Raw genomic sequence first — 15706 nt, 5'->3', positions numbered from 1 at the left:
GGGGTGTGTTTCACGTGAAACTTCCGGGCCATGATGCGATCGCCCGCCAGGCGGACGAGCATCTCGTGACCCACCAGGTGAAGCTGCCGCGGAAGGTCGTCGAGCGTCCGATCCGGCAGGTCGCCAAGCGGCTGGCGATGGCCTTGCTGGTGCTGGTCGCCACCGCGCTGATCGTCTGGTTCGACCGCGCCGGATACACCGACAACTCGGACGGAAGCGTCGACCTGCTCGACTCCTTCTACTACGCGACGGTGACCCTCTCGACCACCGGCTACGGCGACGTCACCCCGACCAGCGACGGCGCCCGTCTCATCAACATCCTGCTCATCACGCCGCTGCGGGTGCTGTTCCTGATCATCCTGGTCGGCACCACGCTGGAGGTCCTCACGGAACGCACCCGTGAGGAATGGCGCCTGAACCGCTGGAGGGCGGCCTTGAGAGATCACACCGTCGTTGTCGGCTTCGGGACCAAGGGCCGGTCGGCCGTCGAGACCGTGTGCGCGACCGGGCTGAAGAAGGAGCAGGTCGTGGTCGTCGACCCGAGTCCCCGGGTGGTCGACGCGGCGACCGCCGAGGGCTACGCGGGTGTGATCGGTGATGCCACCCGCAGCGATGTCCTGATGCGCGCCGAGCTGCACCGGGCACGACAGATCATCATCGCCACGCAGCGCGACGACACGGCCGTGCTCGTGACCCTGACGGCCCGGCAGCTCAACCGTGGGGCGAAGATCGTCGCCGCCGTGCGCGAGGAGGAGAACGCGCCCCTGCTCAAACAGTCCGGCGCCGACGCGGTCATCACCAGTGCCAGCGCGGCCGGACGCCTGCTCGGCCTCTCCGTGCTCAGCCCCGCCGCCGGCATGGTGATGGAGGACCTGATCCATCAGGGCAGCGGGCTCGACATGGTCGAGCGTCCCGTCATAAAGGCCGAGGTGGGCAAGGGGGTGCGGGAGACTCCCGACCTGGTGGTCAGCGTCGTCCGGGGGCATCGCGTCCTCGGGTACGACGATCCGGCCGTCGGCACCCTCCAGTTGACGGACCGGCTCATCACGATCGCGCGGGTCACGCCGGGCACCCAGGTGACACCCGGGAACCGGATCCGCCCGCAGGACTAGGGAGCCACCCCCCAGGAGTAGCGTCGTCCTCATGTACGCGATCACGATTCCTGAACCTGGTGGGCCCGAGGCGCTGGTGTGGGACGAGGTCCCCGATCCGGTGGCGGGCGAGGGCGAAGTGCTGGTCGAGGTGGTGGCCAGCGCCGTCAACCGTGCCGATCTGCTGCAGCGGCAGGGCATGTACAACCCGCCGCCCGGAGCCTCCGCCTACCCCGGCCTCGAATGCTCGGGCCGCGTCGTCCAGGTCGGCACCGGGGTCTCCGGCTGGGCCGTCGGCGACGAGGTGTGCGCGCTGCTCGGCGGCGGCGGATACGCCCAGAAGGTCGCCGTTCCGGCGGGGCAGCTGCTGCCCGTCCCCAAGGGCCTGAACCTGTTGCAGGCGGCTGCGCTGCCCGAGGTGACGTGCACCGTCTGGTCGAACGTCTTCATGGTCTCCCACCTGCTCCCCGGCGAGACGCTGCTCGTGCACGGCGGATCCAGCGGCATCGGCACCATGGCCATCCAGCTGGCCAAGGCCGTCGGCGCGAAGGTCGCCGTCACGGCCGGAACGAAGGAGAAGCTCGACCTCTGTGCCGAGCTGGGCGCGGACATCCTGATCAACTACCGCGAGCAGGACTTCGTCGAGGAGATCGAGCGGGCCACCGACGGGGCGGGCGCCGACGTCATCCTCGACAACATGGGTGCCAAGTACCTCGACCGGAACGTGCGCGCCCTCGCGGTGAACGGACGGCTCGCCATCATCGGCATGCAGGGCGGGGTCAAGGGCGAACTGAACATCGCCACCCTCCTGAACAAGCGCGCCGCCGTCAGCGCCACCTCGCTGCGGGCCCGGCCGCTCAGTGAGAAGACGGCCATCGTGGCGGCCGTACGCGAGCACGTGTGGCCGCTGATCGACGGCGGTCACGTCCGGCCTGTCGTGGACCGTGAGCTGCCGATGAGCGAGGCGGGCGCGGCGCACCGGGTGCTGGAGGAGAGCGGCCACATCGGCAAGGTCCTGCTGGTCGCACCGCAGAGCTGAGCCCACGCGGCTTCGAGGCGCACCGTGTCCCTCGCGGTGTGCCTCAGCCGCGGCGGACGCGCAGGCCCACGAAGGCGAGGCCCAGCCCGAGGCCCACGAGGATCAGGCCGCCGCCCAGCGGCAGTACCTGCCAGACCGGCTCGGTGGTGGACCCGGGGCTCACGACGCTCTGCTGCACGGGAGCCGGGTCGTCCCGCGCCTCGGGAACGTCACCCACCTGGCTGAGCCCGGAGCCGATGTCGCTGCCGATGTCCGTGCCGGAGTCCGAGTCCGAGTCCTCGGGGTCGGGTGAGTCCTCGTCGGGGCGTCCCGGTCGCACCCGGCCCTCGCCCGCGAGGCTCCCGGCGCCCGAGGCGTCCGGCGTAGGAATGGCCCGTCCGGGCTCGGGGGCGCCCGGTCCGGGCTGTCCGAGGGACCCGGTGGACGCGAGGATCCCGGCGGCCGGCGGGGCGGCGTTCGCCGCGGGGCCGGTGCCGCACAGCAGGGCGGCAGCGAGCAGCCCGGCCGTGGGCAGGATGCGGAGCCATGGAGTCACGCCGGTGACCCCCTCCCGGTGCGGTTCGCCACGACGAGTGCCGTGATCGACGGGACAAGCCTCACATGAGGGATCGTTCCCGGCATCCCGGCGGAAAGTGGCGCTCGGTGAGCGCCCGCCGACCGTCTGCGGGGCACCGGACGGCGAACGGCCGCCCCCGTACCTCGTGGATCACCGTGTGGAGGGGGCGCCACCGTGATGGAGTGCACGGGTGCGAGAGAATGGCGGCATGGAGATGCCGAGGAACGAAAGGTCGCCGGAGAACCCTCAGATCCTGGTTGTCGGCCAGGACGGTATGGCTCTCGGTGGCACCGGAGACGAGGACTCCCGCGAGGTCCCGGTCACGGAGATGGTGGAACAGCCCGCCAAGGTGATGCGTATCGGCAGCATGATCAAGCAGCTGCTGGAGGAGGTGCGCGCGGCGCCTCTGGACGAGGCGAGCAGGGCCCGGCTCAAGGAGATCCACGCCAGTTCCGTGAAGGAGCTGGAGGACGGGCTGGCCCCCGAGCTCGTCGACGAACTGGAGCGGCTCTCCCTGCCCTTCGCCGACGAGACGACGCCCAGCGACGCGGAACTGCGGATCGCGCAGGCCCAGTTGGTGGGCTGGCTCGAGGGACTCTTCCACGGGATCCAGACGACCCTCTTCGCCCAGCAGATGGCGGCGAGGGCACAACTGGAGCAGATGCGCCGTGCGCTCCCGCCGGGTGTCGGCGGGGCGGAGGGCGACGAGGATCCCCGGACGGGGGGCCGCTCGGGCGGCCCGTACCTGTAGCCCCACGGATCACCGGGTCCTCCCGGACACCTGATCCGCCCACGTCACCCCGAACGGGACGGGCCCGGCACCGAAGTGCCGGGCCCGTTCACGTCGGTGCGGGTGCGGGGTGCCTCAGGAGGGGTCGCCCGACGACACCTTGAGCTCGATCTCCGGCATCTTCTTGGGGTCGACGTCCGTGCCCGATGACGGGAACTGATCCATGATCGTGTCCTCGCCGTAGGTGTTCTCGTCGACGCGGGTGACCTTCATCTGCCAGCCGGCCGCCTGGAAGCAGGACTTCACCGAGGTGAGGTTCTTGAACTGGAAGTCCGGGACCTGGATCTTGTCCGGGTCGTTGTAGGACTCCTGCGCGTCCGTGCACACGTCGGTGTCGACGGTCTTCGACGTGTCCGGACCCTTGTGGCCGCTCACCACGGAGGGCGAAGCGCTCGTGGTGTCATCGCCGCCCTTGGTGTCGTCGCCGCTGCCGCCGCCGTTCAGGACGAGCGCGGTGATCAGGCCGCCGATCGCGATGAGGGAGACGACGATCGCGCCGATCACCACACCCCTGTTGCTCTTCCCGCCGCCCGAACCGGGCGTCGGGTGCTGCGGGCTGAGGTGGTACGGCGGCGGGGTCGACGTGCCGTGCTGCGGGGCGTAGGCGGAGGTCTGCTGCGCCGGCGTCTGGTAGCCGCCCTGCTGCGGGTAGCCGTAGGCGGGGGCGGGTGTGCCGTACGGGCCCGGCTGGTACGGGGTCTGGACGGGGCCCGGGGCCGGGGTGCCCTGGTCGACGGGCGGGAAGACGGCGGAGGCGACGCCCGCGCCGCTCGGCGTCTGGGCGCCCGGCACGATGCTCGGCGGGGCGGCGTGGAAGGACTGGGCGACCCGCATGCACTCGTCGCGCATGGCCTCGGCGCTCGGGAAACGCTCGTTCGGGTTCTTCTTCAGCGCGCGGGCGACCAGCGCGTCCACCCCGGGGGGCAGCGAGCGGTTCACCGAGGAGGGCGCGACCGGCTCCTCCTGGACGTGCGCGTACGCGATGGCCAGCGGGGAGTCCGCCTCGAACGGCAGGCGTCCGGTCACCAGCTGGAACAGCATGATGCCCACCGAGTACAGGTCGGACCGGGCGTCGACGCCCCGGCCCAGCGCCTGCTCGGGGGAGAGGTACTGCGGGGTGCCGACGACCATGCCGGTCTGGGTCATGGAGGTGACGCCGGACTGCATGGCGCGGGCGATGCCGAAGTCCATGACCTTCACGACGTTGCGCTTGGTCATCATCACGTTGCCCGGCTTGATGTCCCGGTGGACCAGGCCCATCTCGTGGCTGATCTCCAGGGCCGCCAGCACGTCCGCGGTGATCTTCAGGGCCTTGTCGGCGGGCATCGCGCCGTACTGCTGGATGTCCGCCTCGAGGACCGAGCCGAGCGGCTTGCCCTCGATGTACTCCATGACGATGTACGGCGTCGTCATGCCGTCGAGGTCGTCCTCGCCGGTGTCGAAGACCGAGACGATGTTCGTGTGGGTGAGCTTGGCCACCGACTGGGCCTCGCGGCGGAAGCGCTCGCGGAAGGCCTGCTCGCGGCCGAGCTCGGTGTGCAGCGTCTTGATCGCGACCTGCCGGTCGAGCACCGAGTCGTACGCGAGGTGCACCGAGGCCATGCCGCCCTCGCCGAGCAGATCGCGCAGCTGGTAGCGGCCGCCGGCGACCGCACGCCCCGCATACCGGCCCTGTGCGCCGTCCTGGCTCATCTTCTGCGTCCCCCGCGGCCGTGATCGATTGGCTTATTCCGGGCCAAGTCTGCCCGAGGGCACTGACACGTCAAGCGCGGTGCCCGTTCCGTGACCGTCTGCGAAAGAAGCGTCGCGGAAGCGTTACAGGTGCCGCGCGGCCGGTACACAGAATTTGCACGCACGGACCTGGGACGGGTTGGATGGCCCGTCCATCTCACTTTCATCTCGGGCCGACGCCTTGCGCTGAGCCTGTAGCGTGGCCCGACGGAGACCGTAACAACCACCGCGCAGACCGCGGGCAGAAACGACGGCGAGGACTGATGGCACAGCAGCAGCGCGCTCAGGGCCCGTCCGACCCCGAGGCGACTGGCGGCGGTATGTCAGATGCGCCCGAGTTGTGGGGTAACGGCGGGCTGGTCGGCGACGGCCGATATCGGCTGACACGCAGACTCGGCCGGGGCGGCATGGCCGAGGTGTTCGCCGCCGAGGACGTGCGCCTCGGGCGGACCGTCGCGGTCAAGCTGCTCCGGTCCGATCTGGCCGAGGACCCCGTGTCCAAGGCGCGCTTCACGCGCGAGGCCCAGTCGGTCGCGGGGCTCAACCACCACGCCGTCGTCGCCGTGTACGACTCCGGCGAGGACGTGGTCGGCCACGGCGTCGTCCCGTACATCGTGATGGAGATCGTCGAGGGTCACACGATCCGCGACCTGCTGATCAACGCCGAGGCCCCCGGGCCCGAGCAGGCGCTGATCATCGTGTCCGGTGTCCTGGAGGCGCTCGCCTACTCGCACCAGCACGGCATCGTGCACCGCGACATCAAGCCCGCGAACGTGATCATCACGGAGACCGGCGCGGTCAAGGTGATGGACTTCGGCATCGCGCGCGCCCTGCACGGCGCGCAGTCGACGATGACCCAGACCGGCATGGTCATGGGTACCCCGCAGTACCTCTCCCCGGAGCAGGCGCTCGGCAAGGCCGTCGACCACCGCTCCGACCTGTACGCGACCGGCTGCCTGCTGTACGAACTCCTCGCGTTGCGGCCCCCGTTCACCGGCGAGACGCCGCTCTCGGTGGTCTACCAGCACGTCCAGGACACCCCGGTGCCGCCGTCCCAGGTGTCGAACGCGGCGCCGCCGGAGCTCGACGGGCTCGTCATGCGTGCCCTCGCGAAGGAGCCGGACGACCGGTTCCAGACCGCTGAGGAGATGCGCGGTCTCGTCCAGTACGGGCTCCAGATGCTGTACGACCAGGGCAGCCACACCGGCACCTGGAACACCGGCCCGGTCACCGTGCACGACGGCCTGAACACTCCCGCGGCCGGCTTCGCGGGGACGGCCGCGCTGCCGCACCCCGGCGACTCCGGGACCGCGCAGATCCCGGCGCCGATGATCCCGCCCTACGGCGGCGGTGACGACGGCGGCTTCGAGGGGCGCGGCAACAGGGGCGGCGGCCGCGGAAAGCTGTGGATCCTCGCGGTGTTCGCCGTGATCGCGATCGCGGCGGGTGTCGCGCTGGCGCTCAACAACACCGGTGGTGGGGGAGGCGGAGGGACGGGCACGTCGGAGAAGCCGACCAGCACGCACTCCACCAAGGACAAGGACTCCGACCAGACGCCCAGCGACGACACGACGGACCAGTCGACGGACGACACCTCGGGCGACAACTCGACGGGCACGGGCGACACCCCGGACTACACGCCCTCGGACACGCCGTCGGAGACCGACCAGCCGACCGACAAGCCGACCGACAAGCCCACGGACAAGCCGACGAAGCCGACGCACAGCGCCACGGAGGAGCCGTCCGAAGACCCGCCGTCGCCCACTCCGACTCCGCCGGCGGAGTCGGAGGACCCGGGCGGCGACGGCGACGGAGGTCTCACGAGCGGAGCCGCCGGGCTCTGAGCCGAGCCGGCCGGCGACGTCCGGACGGTGTCCGGACGGTCCTGAGACGACATCACGCGCGCGTGGAGCCCGGGAAGGGCTCCCACGCGCGCGTGTCTGTGTCACCGGGGCGCACGGGGCCACAGGGGCGGGCCGGCCGTCACAGGACGGGGCTCAGGTGCCCTCCCGCATCGCCGTCCGTCGAGTTGACGCTCGCGAACTGCGGCTCGATGCAGAGGTAGACCGGCTCGTAGGGGGCGCCGTCCACGAGCGGCGGCGCGGAGCCGAACAGCTCCAGTTCGGCGGCGGTCGGCTCGACCGGCTCGCACCGGCCCACGATCTGCACGGACCACAGACCCTCGCCGCGCCGTGCGCAGCTCAGGTTGTCGGTGCCGTACGCGACGACACTGCCGGCGCACGCGAGGTGATAGCCGCAGTTCAGAGGCATGCGCAGCAGGACGCGGCCGTCCACGACGATGTGGCGGGCGAACGCGAGGAAGGGCATCGCGCGCATGCTGGTGGCCACCCGGCCGTAGTCGGTGCGGGCGATCAGTTCCACGGCGAACCGCTCGTCGGCGGGCCGTCGGCGGTCCGGACGTTCGTCGGTGGGCATGACCCCAATGTCCGGGACCGGCGGGGCGGGGAAAAGGGGCACCCGCCCTCCGAAGAGGGGCCTTAAGTCCCGAAGAGGCCGTCTTTCCCGCCGGTCAGCGCTGCTGCTGTTCCGCCTGCATACGCGCGACATAGGCGGCCGCCTGCGACCGGCGTTCCATTCCCAGCTTGGCCAGCAGGCTCGACACGTAATTCTTGATCGTTTTCTCGGCGAGGTGCAGTCTTTCCCCGATCACGCGATTGGTGAGCCCCTCACCGATCAGGTCGAGGATCCTGCGTTCCTGGTCCGTGAGCCGCTCGAGTTTTCCGTCGCCCTTGGGGGCCCCGCCGTCCCGCAGCCGCTGCAGGACGCGCGCGGTGGCCACCGGGTCGAGCAGGGACTTTCCGGCCGCCACGTCCCGGACGGCCGTGAGCAGCTCGTTGCCCCGGATGTCCTTGAGGACATAGCCCGAGGCACCCGCCATGATCGCGTCGAACAGGGCCTCGTCGTCGGAGAACGAGGTCAGCATCAGACACTTGATGTCCTCGTGCGCGGAGCGGATCTCGCGGCAGACCTCCACGCCGCTGCCGTCGGGAAGGCGGACGTCGAGGACGGCCACGTCCGGGCGCGTCGCCGGGATGCGGGCCAGCGCGTCGGCCGCCGTTCCCGCCTCGCCGACCACCTCGATGTCGTCCTCGACCGAGAGCAGTTCGTGGACCCCGCGGCGGACCACCTCATGATCATCGAGGAGAAATACGCTGATTTTCCCGTTTTCCGGCACGGTGTCAGTGTCACACACGATCATGGCCATTGCCCTCGGGTGAACTCTTCCCGTGCCCGGGGTGGCCGGGATAACGTGCCGGTGTTCCGGCCCCCTGCAAGGCTGTGACCAGTGCTGTGACCAGCGAGTGTTCCCGACCGGCGCGGTTTACTAGGAAATCCACGTTCCGAAGTACTTGGATTTCCTATCAAAATCGCAGGTCAGGATAGGTTTCACAGAATTGTGAAGCACTGGGTAACGTGACTTGTGCAGGGCGCTCGCCGGGGCACCTGTCACGCCTGTTCCCGGCCGAGTGGCACCCACCCCGTGCACGGGTGCCGGAACAGGCGAGCCGATCCCCCGAGCCCAAAAAGCGGGCGAGGGGGACCCCAGCCTTCCGGCAATCCCGGGGGCCGGACCGACGGAGGAGCACACGTGACCGTGGAGAGCACTGCCGCGCGCAAGCCGCGACGCAGCGCCGGTACGAAGAGCGCCGCGAGCGCCAGTACGACCGGTACCAAGAGCGCCGCGAGCAAGCGCACCGGCGCGGCCGCCAAGAAGTCCCCGGGGGCGTCGGGCGGCGAGCCGGAGCTCGTTCAGCTGCTGACCCCGGAGGGCGAGCGCGTCCAGGACGCCACGTACGACCCGTACATCGCCGACATCACCTCCGAGGACCTGCGCGGGCTGTACCGGGACATGGTCCTGAGCCGCCGCTTCGACGCGGAGGCGACGTCCCTGCAGCGTCAGGGCGAGCTGGGCCTGTGGGCCTCGATGCTCGGCCAGGAGGCCGCCCAGATCGGTTCGGGCCGCGCCACCCGCGACGACGACTACGTCTTCCCGACCTACCGCGAGCACGGCGTCGCCTGGTGCCGCGGGGTCGACCCGACGAACCTGCTCGGCATGTTCCGCGGCGTGAACAACGGCGGCTGGGACCCGAACAGCAACAACTTCCACCTGTACACGATCGTCATCGGCTCGCAGACGCTGCACGCCACCGGCTACGCGATGGGCGTCGCCAAGGACGGCGCGGACTCGGCCGTGATCGCGTACTTCGGTGACGGCGCCTCCAGCCAGGGCGACGTCCTGGAGGCGTTCAACTTCGGGGCGGTCTACAACGCGCCCGTCGTGTTCTTCTGCCAGAACAACCAGTGGGCGATCTCCGAGCCGACCGAACGCCAGATGCGCGTGCCGCTCTACCAGCGCGCGCAGGGCTTCGGCTTCCCCGGCGTGCGCGTGGACGGCAACGACGTGCTCGCGAGCCTCGCCGTGACCCGCTGGGCGCTGGAGCGGGCCCGCTCGGGCGAGGGCCCCACCCTCGTCGAGGCCTTCACCTACCGGATGGGCGCGCACACCACCTCCGACGACCCGACCAAGTACCGGGCCGACGAGGAGCGCGAGGCGTGGGAGGCGAAGGACCCGATCCTGCGCCTGCGCACGTACCTGGAGGCCGCGAACCACGCGGACGAGGCGTTCTTCGCGGAACTCGAAGCCGAGAGCGAGACGTTGGGCAAACGAGTACGCGACGCCGTGCGGGCCATGCCGGACCCGGACAGCCTCGCCATCTTCGAGCACGCGTACGCGGACGGGCACGCGCTCGTCGACGAGGAGCGAGCCCAGTTCGCCGCCTACCAGGCGTCGTTCGTGGACGAGGGGGGTAACTGACATGGCCGTGGAAAAGGTTGCGCTCGCCAAGGCGATCAACGAGTCGTTGCGCAGGGCCATGGAGTCCGACCCCAAGGTCCTGATCATGGGTGAGGACGTCGGCAAGCTCGGCGGCGTCTTCCGTGTCACCGACGGGCTCCAGAAGGACTTCGGCGAGGAGCGGGTCATCGACACCCCGCTCGCCGAGTCGGGCATCGTCGGCACCGCGATCGGCCTGGCCCTGCGCGGGTACCGCCCGGTGGTGGAGATCCAGTTCGACGGCTTCGTCTTCCCGGCCTACGACCAGATCGTCACGCAGCTCGCCAAGATGCACGCGCGCGCACTGGGCAAGATCAAGCTCCCCGTCGTCGTCCGCATCCCGTACGGCGGCGGCATCGGCGCCGTCGAGCACCACTCGGAGTCCCCCGAGGCACTGTTCGCGCACGTCGCCGGCCTCAAGGTCGTCTCGCCGTCGAACGCCTCGGACGCCTTCTGGATGATGCAGCAGGCGATCCAGAGCGACGACCCGGTGATCTTCTTCGAGCCGAAGCGGCGCTACTGGGACAAGGGCGAGGTCACCTGGTCCACCAGCGGCTCCGACGCGGACGACGCCATCCCCGGACCGCTCCACAAGGCGACCGTGGTGCGCGAGGGCAGCGACCTGACCCTCGTCGCCTACGGCCCGATGGTGAAGGTCTGCCTGGAGGCCGCCGCGGCCGCCCAGGAGGAGGGCAAGTCGATCGAGGTCCTGGACCTGCGCTCGATGTCCCCCATCGACTTCGACTCCGTCCAGGCCTCGGTCGAGAAGACCCGGCACCTGGTCGTGGTGCACGAGGCCCCGGTGTTCCTCGGCACGGGCGCGGAGATCGCGGCCCGCATCACCGAGCGGTGCTTCTACCACTTGGAGGCGCCCGTCCTGCGCGTCGGCGGCTATCACGTCCCGTACCCGCCGGCACGCCTGGAAGAGGAGTACCTTCCGGGCCTGGACCGGGTGCTCGACGCCGTCGACCGCTCGCTGGCGTACTGAGGAGAGGGTCGTGACGACGATGACTGAGAACGCGTCGGGACTCCGCGAGTTCAAGATGCCCGATGTGGGCGAGGGACTCACCGAGGCGGAGATCCTCAAGTGGTACGTCCAGCCCGGTGACACCGTCACCGACGGCCAGGTCGTCTGCGAGGTCGAGACCGCGAAGGCGGCGGTCGAGCTGCCGATCCCCTTCGACGGTGTGGTGCACGCGCTGCACTTCCCCGAGGGCACGACGGTGGACGTCGGCCAGGTGATCATCGCGGTGGACGTGTCCGGCGGAGCCGCCGCACCCGCGGCGCCCGCCGCGGAAGCCGTGGCCGCGCCGTCCGCGCAGCCCGCTCCCGCCGAGGAGGCCAAGCCCGAGGGGCGCAAGCCCGTCCTCGTCGGGTACGGCGTGGCGGAGTCCTCCACCAAGCGCCGCGCCCGCAAGGGCGTCGAGGTCCCGGCCCAGCAGGGCGAGACGCTCTACGCGGCCACCGCCCTCCAGGCCGAGCTGAACGGCCATGGCGCCGCCCCCGCGCAGCGCCCCCTGGCCAAGCCGCCGGTCCGCAAGCTCGCCAAGGACCTCGGGGTCGATCTGGCGACGATCACCCCGTCCGGTCCGGACGGCATCATCACGCGGGAGGACGTGCACGCGGCGGTGGCCCCGGCGCAGGCACCTGCTCCGGCCGCCGTGCCGGCTCCCCAAGCCGTCGTGGAGGCCCCGGCCCGCGTCCAGGCGCCGGCTCCGGCCGCGTCGTACGACGGCGCGCGGGAGACCCGCGTCCCGGTCAAGGGCGTCCGCAAGGCGACGGCCGCCGCGATGGTCGGTTCGGCGTTCACCGCGCCGCACGTCACCGAGTTCGTGACGCTCGACGTGACGCGCACGATGCGCCTGGTCGAGGAGCTCAAGCAGGACAAGGACATGCAGGGGCTGCGGGTGAACCCGCTGCTGCTCATCGCCAAGGCCCTGCTGGTCGCGATCAAGCGCAACCCCGGGATCAACGCGTCCTGGGACGAGGCGCATCAGGAGATCGTCCAGAAGCACTACGTGAACCTGGGCATCGCCGCCGCCACGCCCCGCGGCCTGATCGTGCCGAACATCAAGGACGCGCACGACAAGACCCTGCCGCAGTTGGCGGAGGAGCTGGGCGCCCTGGTGGCGACCGCCCGCGAGGGCAGGACGTCGCCCGCCGCGATGCAGGGCGGCACCGTGACGATCACCAACGTCGGCGTGTTCGGCGTCGACACGGGCACGCCGATCCTGAACCCGGGCGAGTCCGCGATCCTCGCGGTCGGCGCGATCAAGCCGCAGCCCTGGGTGCACAAGGGCAAGGTGAAGCCCCGTCAGGTCACCACGCTGGCACTCTCGTTCGACCACCGTCTGGTCGACGGCGAGCTGGGCTCCCGGGTGCTGGCCGACACGGCGGCGATCCTGGAGCAGCCCAAGCGGCTGATCACCTGGGCGTAGCCCGCAGGACGAACGGAAGGGGCCTGCCGCGCGATGGCGCGGCAGGCCCCTTCCCGTGCGCGGGGCCATCGGCCCCGCACGCGTGACTACTTGGCGAAGGCGTAGCTCATGAGCTTCTTCGCGTCCGACTCACGAGCCGGGATGGAGGTCGAGGCGAGGACCGTGCCGATGACGGTCTTGCCGTTGCGGGTGGCGGCGAAGACGAGGCAGTACTTCGCCTCGGGGCCGGAGCCGGTCTTCACGCCGATGGTGCCGCTGTAGCTGCTGAGCAGACCGTTGGTGTTGGTCCACGCGGCCATGTTGCGGGTGGTGCCGGTCTTCGTGACGGTCTTCGCGGAGTACGACTTCGTCTTCACGATCGACTTGAACGTGGAGCTCTTCATCGCGCTGCTGGCGATCTTCGTCAGGTCGCGCGGCGTCGAGTAGTTGGAGCCGTTGCCGATGCCGTCGAACGAGTCGAAGTGCGTGTTCGTCAGGTGCAGGCTCGTCGCGGCGGAGTTCATCTTGCCGATGAACGACTTCACGCGGGCGGCACGGGTCGAACCCGATCCGAACTTGTCGGCCAGCGCGTAGGCGGCGTCGCAGCCCGACGGGAGCATCAGCCCGTAGAGGAGCTGGCGGACGGTGACCTTGTCGCCGACGATGAGGTGCGCCTGCGAGGCGTTGTTGGCGACGACGTAGTCGCTGTAGGCCTTCTGGATGGTGACCTTGGCGTCCAGGTTCAGGTTCGACTGGGCCAACACCACCTTGGCGGTCATGATCTTGGTCGTGGAGCCCGTGGAACGCCGGGTGTCCGCGGCCTTGGTGTAGAGGGTCGAGCCGGTGCCGTTGTTCATCACGTAGCCGCCCTTGGCGGCGATCGTGGGCGTGGCGACGGCTCCGGCGGGTGCGGCGCCGAAGGCTCCGGCGGCCAGAACGGCGCCGGTGGTGACGGTCACAGCGGCGGCCCTGCGGAAACGCGTGCCCTTAATGCCGGTAATCAAAATGAACGCTCCGTATGCGCGAAATGCCCCTGGGAGAACGGCACATGACAATGCCGTCTGGTGTACCGACTCCCCAGAACGGCAAAGGGATGTACGGCGAAACGGTGAAGTTTATGTGACCTGCGTTACATCAAGTACCGGGCGGGGTCCGCATGCTGGAACTCCGACCGGCATGCGTACGTGTTGTATCTATGATGTGCGCATGCCTTCAGCCCCACCTGCCCCGGCGCGACAGCCCGTGAAGCAGCCGCCCGCCGCCGACCGCGTCTACGCACACGTCAAGCAGGGCGTCCTGGAACGCCGTTACGAGGGCGGCACCCTGCTCACCGAGGGCGAACTCGCCGACGCGGTGGGCGTCTCGCGCACCCCGGTCCGCGAGGCCCTGCTCCGCCTCGAGGTCGAAGGCCTCATCAGGCTCTACCCGAAGAAGGGCGCGCTCGTCCTGCCCGTCTCCGCCCAGGAGATCGCGGACGTGGTCGAGACCCGCCAGCTCGTCGAGGAGCACGCCGCCCGCAAGGCCGTACCGGCGTCGCCGCGGCTCATCGCCCGCCTCGAAGAACTGCTCGCCCAGCAGAAGGAGCAGGCCGCGGCCGGAGACCTGGCCGCCGCCGCGGTCACCGACCGCTGCTTCCACGCCGAGATCGTCCGCAGCGGCGGGAACGAGATCCTCTCCCGGCTCTACGACCAGCTCCGCGACCGCCAGTTGAGGATGGGAGTCGCCGTGATGCACGCCCACCCCGACCGGATCACCAAGACCCTCACCGAGCACGAGCAGATCCTCCAGGCACTGCGCTCCGGCGACGCCGACGCGGTCGTCGGCCTGATCCACGGACACGTCAGCTGGTTCTCCAACCTCGCCCGGGGCGAGGTCCGATGAGCTCCTCGGCCACGCTGCCCGGCGACCCGCCCGGCGGCCGGCGCGCCATCGCCGTCTGGAGCATCGGCGTCGCCGTCTACTTCGTCGCCGTCATCTTCCGCACGTCCCTCGGCGTGGCCGGGCTCGACGCGGCGGACCGCTTCCACGTGGGCGCCTCCGCCCTGTCCACCTTCTCCATCCTCCAGCTCCTCGTCTACGCGGGCATGCAGATACCGGTCGGACTCCTCGTCGACCGGCTCGGCACCAAGAAGGTGCTGACCATCGGCGTCCTGCTGTTCACGGCCGGACAGCTGGGTTTCGCCTTCTCCTCCTCGTACGGCATGGCGCTCGCCTCGCGCGCACTGCTGGGCTGCGGTGACGCGATGACCTTCATCAGCGTGCTGCGGCTCGGCACCCGGTGGTTCCCCGCCCGCCGAGGCCCCCTCGTCGCCCAACTCGCGGGCCTGGTCGGCATGGCCGGCAACCTCGTGTCGACGCTCGTCATCGCCCGCCTGCTCCACGGCGTGGGCTGGACCGCGGCGTTCGCCGGCAGCGCGGCGGCCGGTGTCGTCGTCCTCGTCCTGCTGCTGCTCTTCCTGAAGGACCACCCCGAGGGCCACGAGCCCGAGCCGTTCCCGCACCGCGGCGCCGCGTACGTCCGCCGGCAGATCGCCGCGTCCTGGCGGGAACCCGGCACCCGGCTCGGCATGTGGGTGCACTTCACCACCCAGTTCCCCGCGATGGTGTTCCTGCTGCTGTGGGGCCTGCCGTTCCTCGTCCAGGCCCAGGGACTCTCCCGGGCCACCGCCGGCGAACTGCTCACCCTCGTCGTCCTGTCCAACATGGTCGTCGGACTCGTCTACGGCCAGGTCGTCGCCCGGCACCACCAGGCGCGCCTGCCACTGGCCCTCGGCACCGTCGCGGCGACGGCGGTCGTGTGGGCCACCGTGCTGGTGTACCCCGGCGAACACGCGCCGATGTGGACCCTGATCGTGCTGTGCACCGTCCTCGGGGCCTGCGGACCCGCCTCGATGCTCGGCTTCGACTTCGCCCGCCCCGCGAACCCGCCGGAGCGTCAGGGAACGGCCTCCGGAATCACCAACATGGGCGGTTTCGTCGCCTCGATGACCACCCTGCTGGCCGTCGGCGTGCTGCTCGACGCCACCGGCGACAACTACCGCATCGCCTTCGCCGCGGTGTTCGTCCTCCAGGCGCTCGGCCTCAGCCAGATCTTCCGGCTGCGCGGCCAGGCGGCCCGCCGCGAGCGGGAACGGCTGGTGGCGAGCCGGGTGGAGACGGTGCACGTCCCGGCGTAGTCACGGGACGCGGGACGCCTCGGGGCCCTGTGCCGCCTCCCGGCACGGGGC

General features: G+C 70.4%; 14 protein-coding genes. 9 read left to right on the top strand and 5 right to left on the bottom strand.

Annotated features, from left to right (window positions below; all coding sequences use genetic code 11):
- The first annotated feature begins 5 nt into the window (after nt 1-5).
- Nucleotides 6-1112 (top strand): potassium channel family protein, encoded by a 1107-nt coding sequence (locus OG406_RS20090; protein WP_164372748.1) that lies wholly within the window; start codon nt 6-8, stop codon nt 1110-1112.
- 31 nt (nt 1113-1143) lie between these two features.
- Nucleotides 1144-2130: an NAD(P)H-quinone oxidoreductase gene (locus tag OG406_RS20085; RefSeq protein ID WP_329187012.1), complete on the top strand. Its 987-nt coding sequence runs from the start codon at nt 1144-1146 to the stop codon at nt 2128-2130.
- Nucleotides 2131-2173: 43 nt separating this feature from the next.
- Here OG406_RS20085 and OG406_RS20080 read toward each other — a convergent pair whose 3' ends face one another.
- The gene (locus OG406_RS20080) at nt 2174-2665 is read right to left on the bottom strand and encodes a hypothetical protein (protein ID WP_329187010.1); all 492 of its coding nucleotides are present in this window, start codon (nt 2663-2665) and stop codon (nt 2174-2176) included.
- A 229-nt stretch (nt 2666-2894) separates the two neighbouring features.
- Here OG406_RS20080 and OG406_RS20075 point away from each other — a divergent pair, with 229 nt between their 5' ends.
- Nucleotides 2895-3437 carry a bacterial proteasome activator family protein gene (locus OG406_RS20075; RefSeq protein ID WP_081218391.1) on the top strand — a complete coding sequence of 181 codons (543 nt, stop codon included), beginning with the start codon at nt 2895-2897 and terminating at the stop codon, nt 3435-3437.
- 114 nt (nt 3438-3551) lie between these two features.
- On the opposite strand, the gene OG406_RS20070 is transcribed toward OG406_RS20075, so the two are convergent.
- Complete coding sequence (locus OG406_RS20070; protein ID WP_329187007.1) at nt 3552-5168, bottom strand: protein kinase domain-containing protein; 1617 nt, start codon at nt 5166-5168, stop codon at nt 3552-3554.
- A gap of 302 nt (nt 5169-5470) precedes the next feature.
- Here OG406_RS20070 and OG406_RS20065 point away from each other — a divergent pair, with 302 nt between their 5' ends.
- Complete coding sequence (locus OG406_RS20065) at nt 5471-7051, top strand: protein kinase domain-containing protein (RefSeq protein ID WP_081218393.1); 1581 nt, start codon at nt 5471-5473, stop codon at nt 7049-7051.
- 139 nt (nt 7052-7190) lie between these two features.
- Here the strand turns inward: OG406_RS20065 and OG406_RS20060 are convergent, their stop codons facing one another.
- Together OG406_RS20060 and OG406_RS20055 are read right to left on the bottom strand one after the other, a co-directional pair.
- Nucleotides 7191-7643 carry a pyridoxamine 5'-phosphate oxidase family protein gene (locus tag OG406_RS20060; protein WP_329187003.1) on the bottom strand — a complete coding sequence of 151 codons (453 nt, stop codon included), beginning with the start codon at nt 7641-7643 and terminating at the stop codon, nt 7191-7193.
- Nucleotides 7644-7737: 94 nt separating this feature from the next.
- A complete protein-coding gene (locus OG406_RS20055; RefSeq protein ID WP_329187001.1) occupies nt 7738-8403 on the bottom strand; it encodes a response regulator transcription factor in 666 nt (221 codons plus the stop codon).
- Nucleotides 8404-8817: 414 nt separating this feature from the next.
- Between OG406_RS20055 and pdhA the strand changes: the two genes are divergently transcribed.
- From pdhA to OG406_RS20040, 3 genes are read left to right on the top strand one after another with little or no spacing between them, the layout of a single operon-like run.
- The gene (gene pdhA, locus OG406_RS20050; protein ID WP_329187000.1) at nt 8818-10044 is read left to right on the top strand and encodes a pyruvate dehydrogenase (acetyl-transferring) E1 component subunit alpha; all 1227 of its coding nucleotides are present in this window, start codon (nt 8818-8820) and stop codon (nt 10042-10044) included.
- A gap of 1 nt (nt 10045) precedes the next feature.
- Nucleotides 10046-11050: an alpha-ketoacid dehydrogenase subunit beta gene (locus tag OG406_RS20045; protein ID WP_081218396.1), complete on the top strand. Its 1005-nt coding sequence runs from the start codon at nt 10046-10048 to the stop codon at nt 11048-11050.
- Between the two features lie 10 nt (nt 11051-11060).
- Nucleotides 11061-12500 carry a dihydrolipoamide acetyltransferase family protein gene (locus OG406_RS20040; RefSeq protein ID WP_329186996.1) on the top strand — a complete coding sequence of 480 codons (1440 nt, stop codon included), beginning with the start codon at nt 11061-11063 and terminating at the stop codon, nt 12498-12500.
- Nucleotides 12501-12586: 86 nt separating this feature from the next.
- Here the strand turns inward: OG406_RS20040 and OG406_RS20035 are convergent, their stop codons facing one another.
- The gene (locus OG406_RS20035) at nt 12587-13483 is read right to left on the bottom strand and encodes a D-alanyl-D-alanine carboxypeptidase family protein (RefSeq protein WP_164372757.1); all 897 of its coding nucleotides are present in this window, start codon (nt 13481-13483) and stop codon (nt 12587-12589) included.
- 202 nt (nt 13484-13685) lie between these two features.
- Between OG406_RS20035 and OG406_RS20030 the strand changes: the two genes are divergently transcribed.
- Entirely contained in the window at nt 13686-14360 is a 675-nt protein-coding gene (locus tag OG406_RS20030; protein ID WP_081218399.1) for a GntR family transcriptional regulator, read from the top strand.
- Nucleotides 14357-15655 (top strand): MFS transporter, encoded by a 1299-nt coding sequence (locus OG406_RS20025; RefSeq protein WP_326842756.1) that lies wholly within the window; start codon nt 14357-14359, stop codon nt 15653-15655. The genes OG406_RS20030 and OG406_RS20025 overlap by 4 nt, the downstream gene beginning before the upstream one ends.
- The last annotated feature ends 51 nt before the right edge of the window (nt 15656-15706 follow it).

The sequence above is a fragment of the Streptomyces sp. NBC_01428 genome (assembly GCF_036231965.1).
In the GTDB taxonomy this organism is placed as follows: Bacteria; Actinomycetota; Actinomycetes; order Streptomycetales; family Streptomycetaceae; genus Streptomyces.
This window is presented reverse-complemented; position numbering and strand designations above follow the sequence as displayed.

Bases quoted from the DNA above. Each gene is read 5' to 3' on its own strand.
- OG406_RS20085 (WP_329187012.1), top strand. From the start codon at position 1,144: ATGTACGCGATCACGATTCCTGAACCTGGTGGGCCCGAGGCGCTGGTG.
- OG406_RS20075 (WP_081218391.1), top strand. From the start codon at position 2,895: ATGGAGATGCCGAGGAACGAAAGGTCGCCGGAGAACCCTCAGATCCTG.
- OG406_RS20070 (WP_329187007.1), bottom strand. From the start codon at position 5,168: ATGAGCCAGGACGGCGCACAGGGCCGGTATGCGGGGCGTGCGGTCGCC.
- OG406_RS20065 (WP_081218393.1), top strand. From the start codon at position 5,471: ATGGCACAGCAGCAGCGCGCTCAGGGCCCGTCCGACCCCGAGGCGACT.
- OG406_RS20060 (WP_329187003.1), bottom strand. From the start codon at position 7,643: ATGCCCACCGACGAACGTCCGGACCGCCGACGGCCCGCCGACGAGCGG.
- OG406_RS20045 (WP_081218396.1), top strand. From the start codon at position 10,046: ATGGCCGTGGAAAAGGTTGCGCTCGCCAAGGCGATCAACGAGTCGTTG.
- OG406_RS20030 (WP_081218399.1), top strand. From the start codon at position 13,686: ATGCCTTCAGCCCCACCTGCCCCGGCGCGACAGCCCGTGAAGCAGCCG.
- OG406_RS20025 (WP_326842756.1), top strand. From the start codon at position 14,357: ATGAGCTCCTCGGCCACGCTGCCCGGCGACCCGCCCGGCGGCCGGCGC.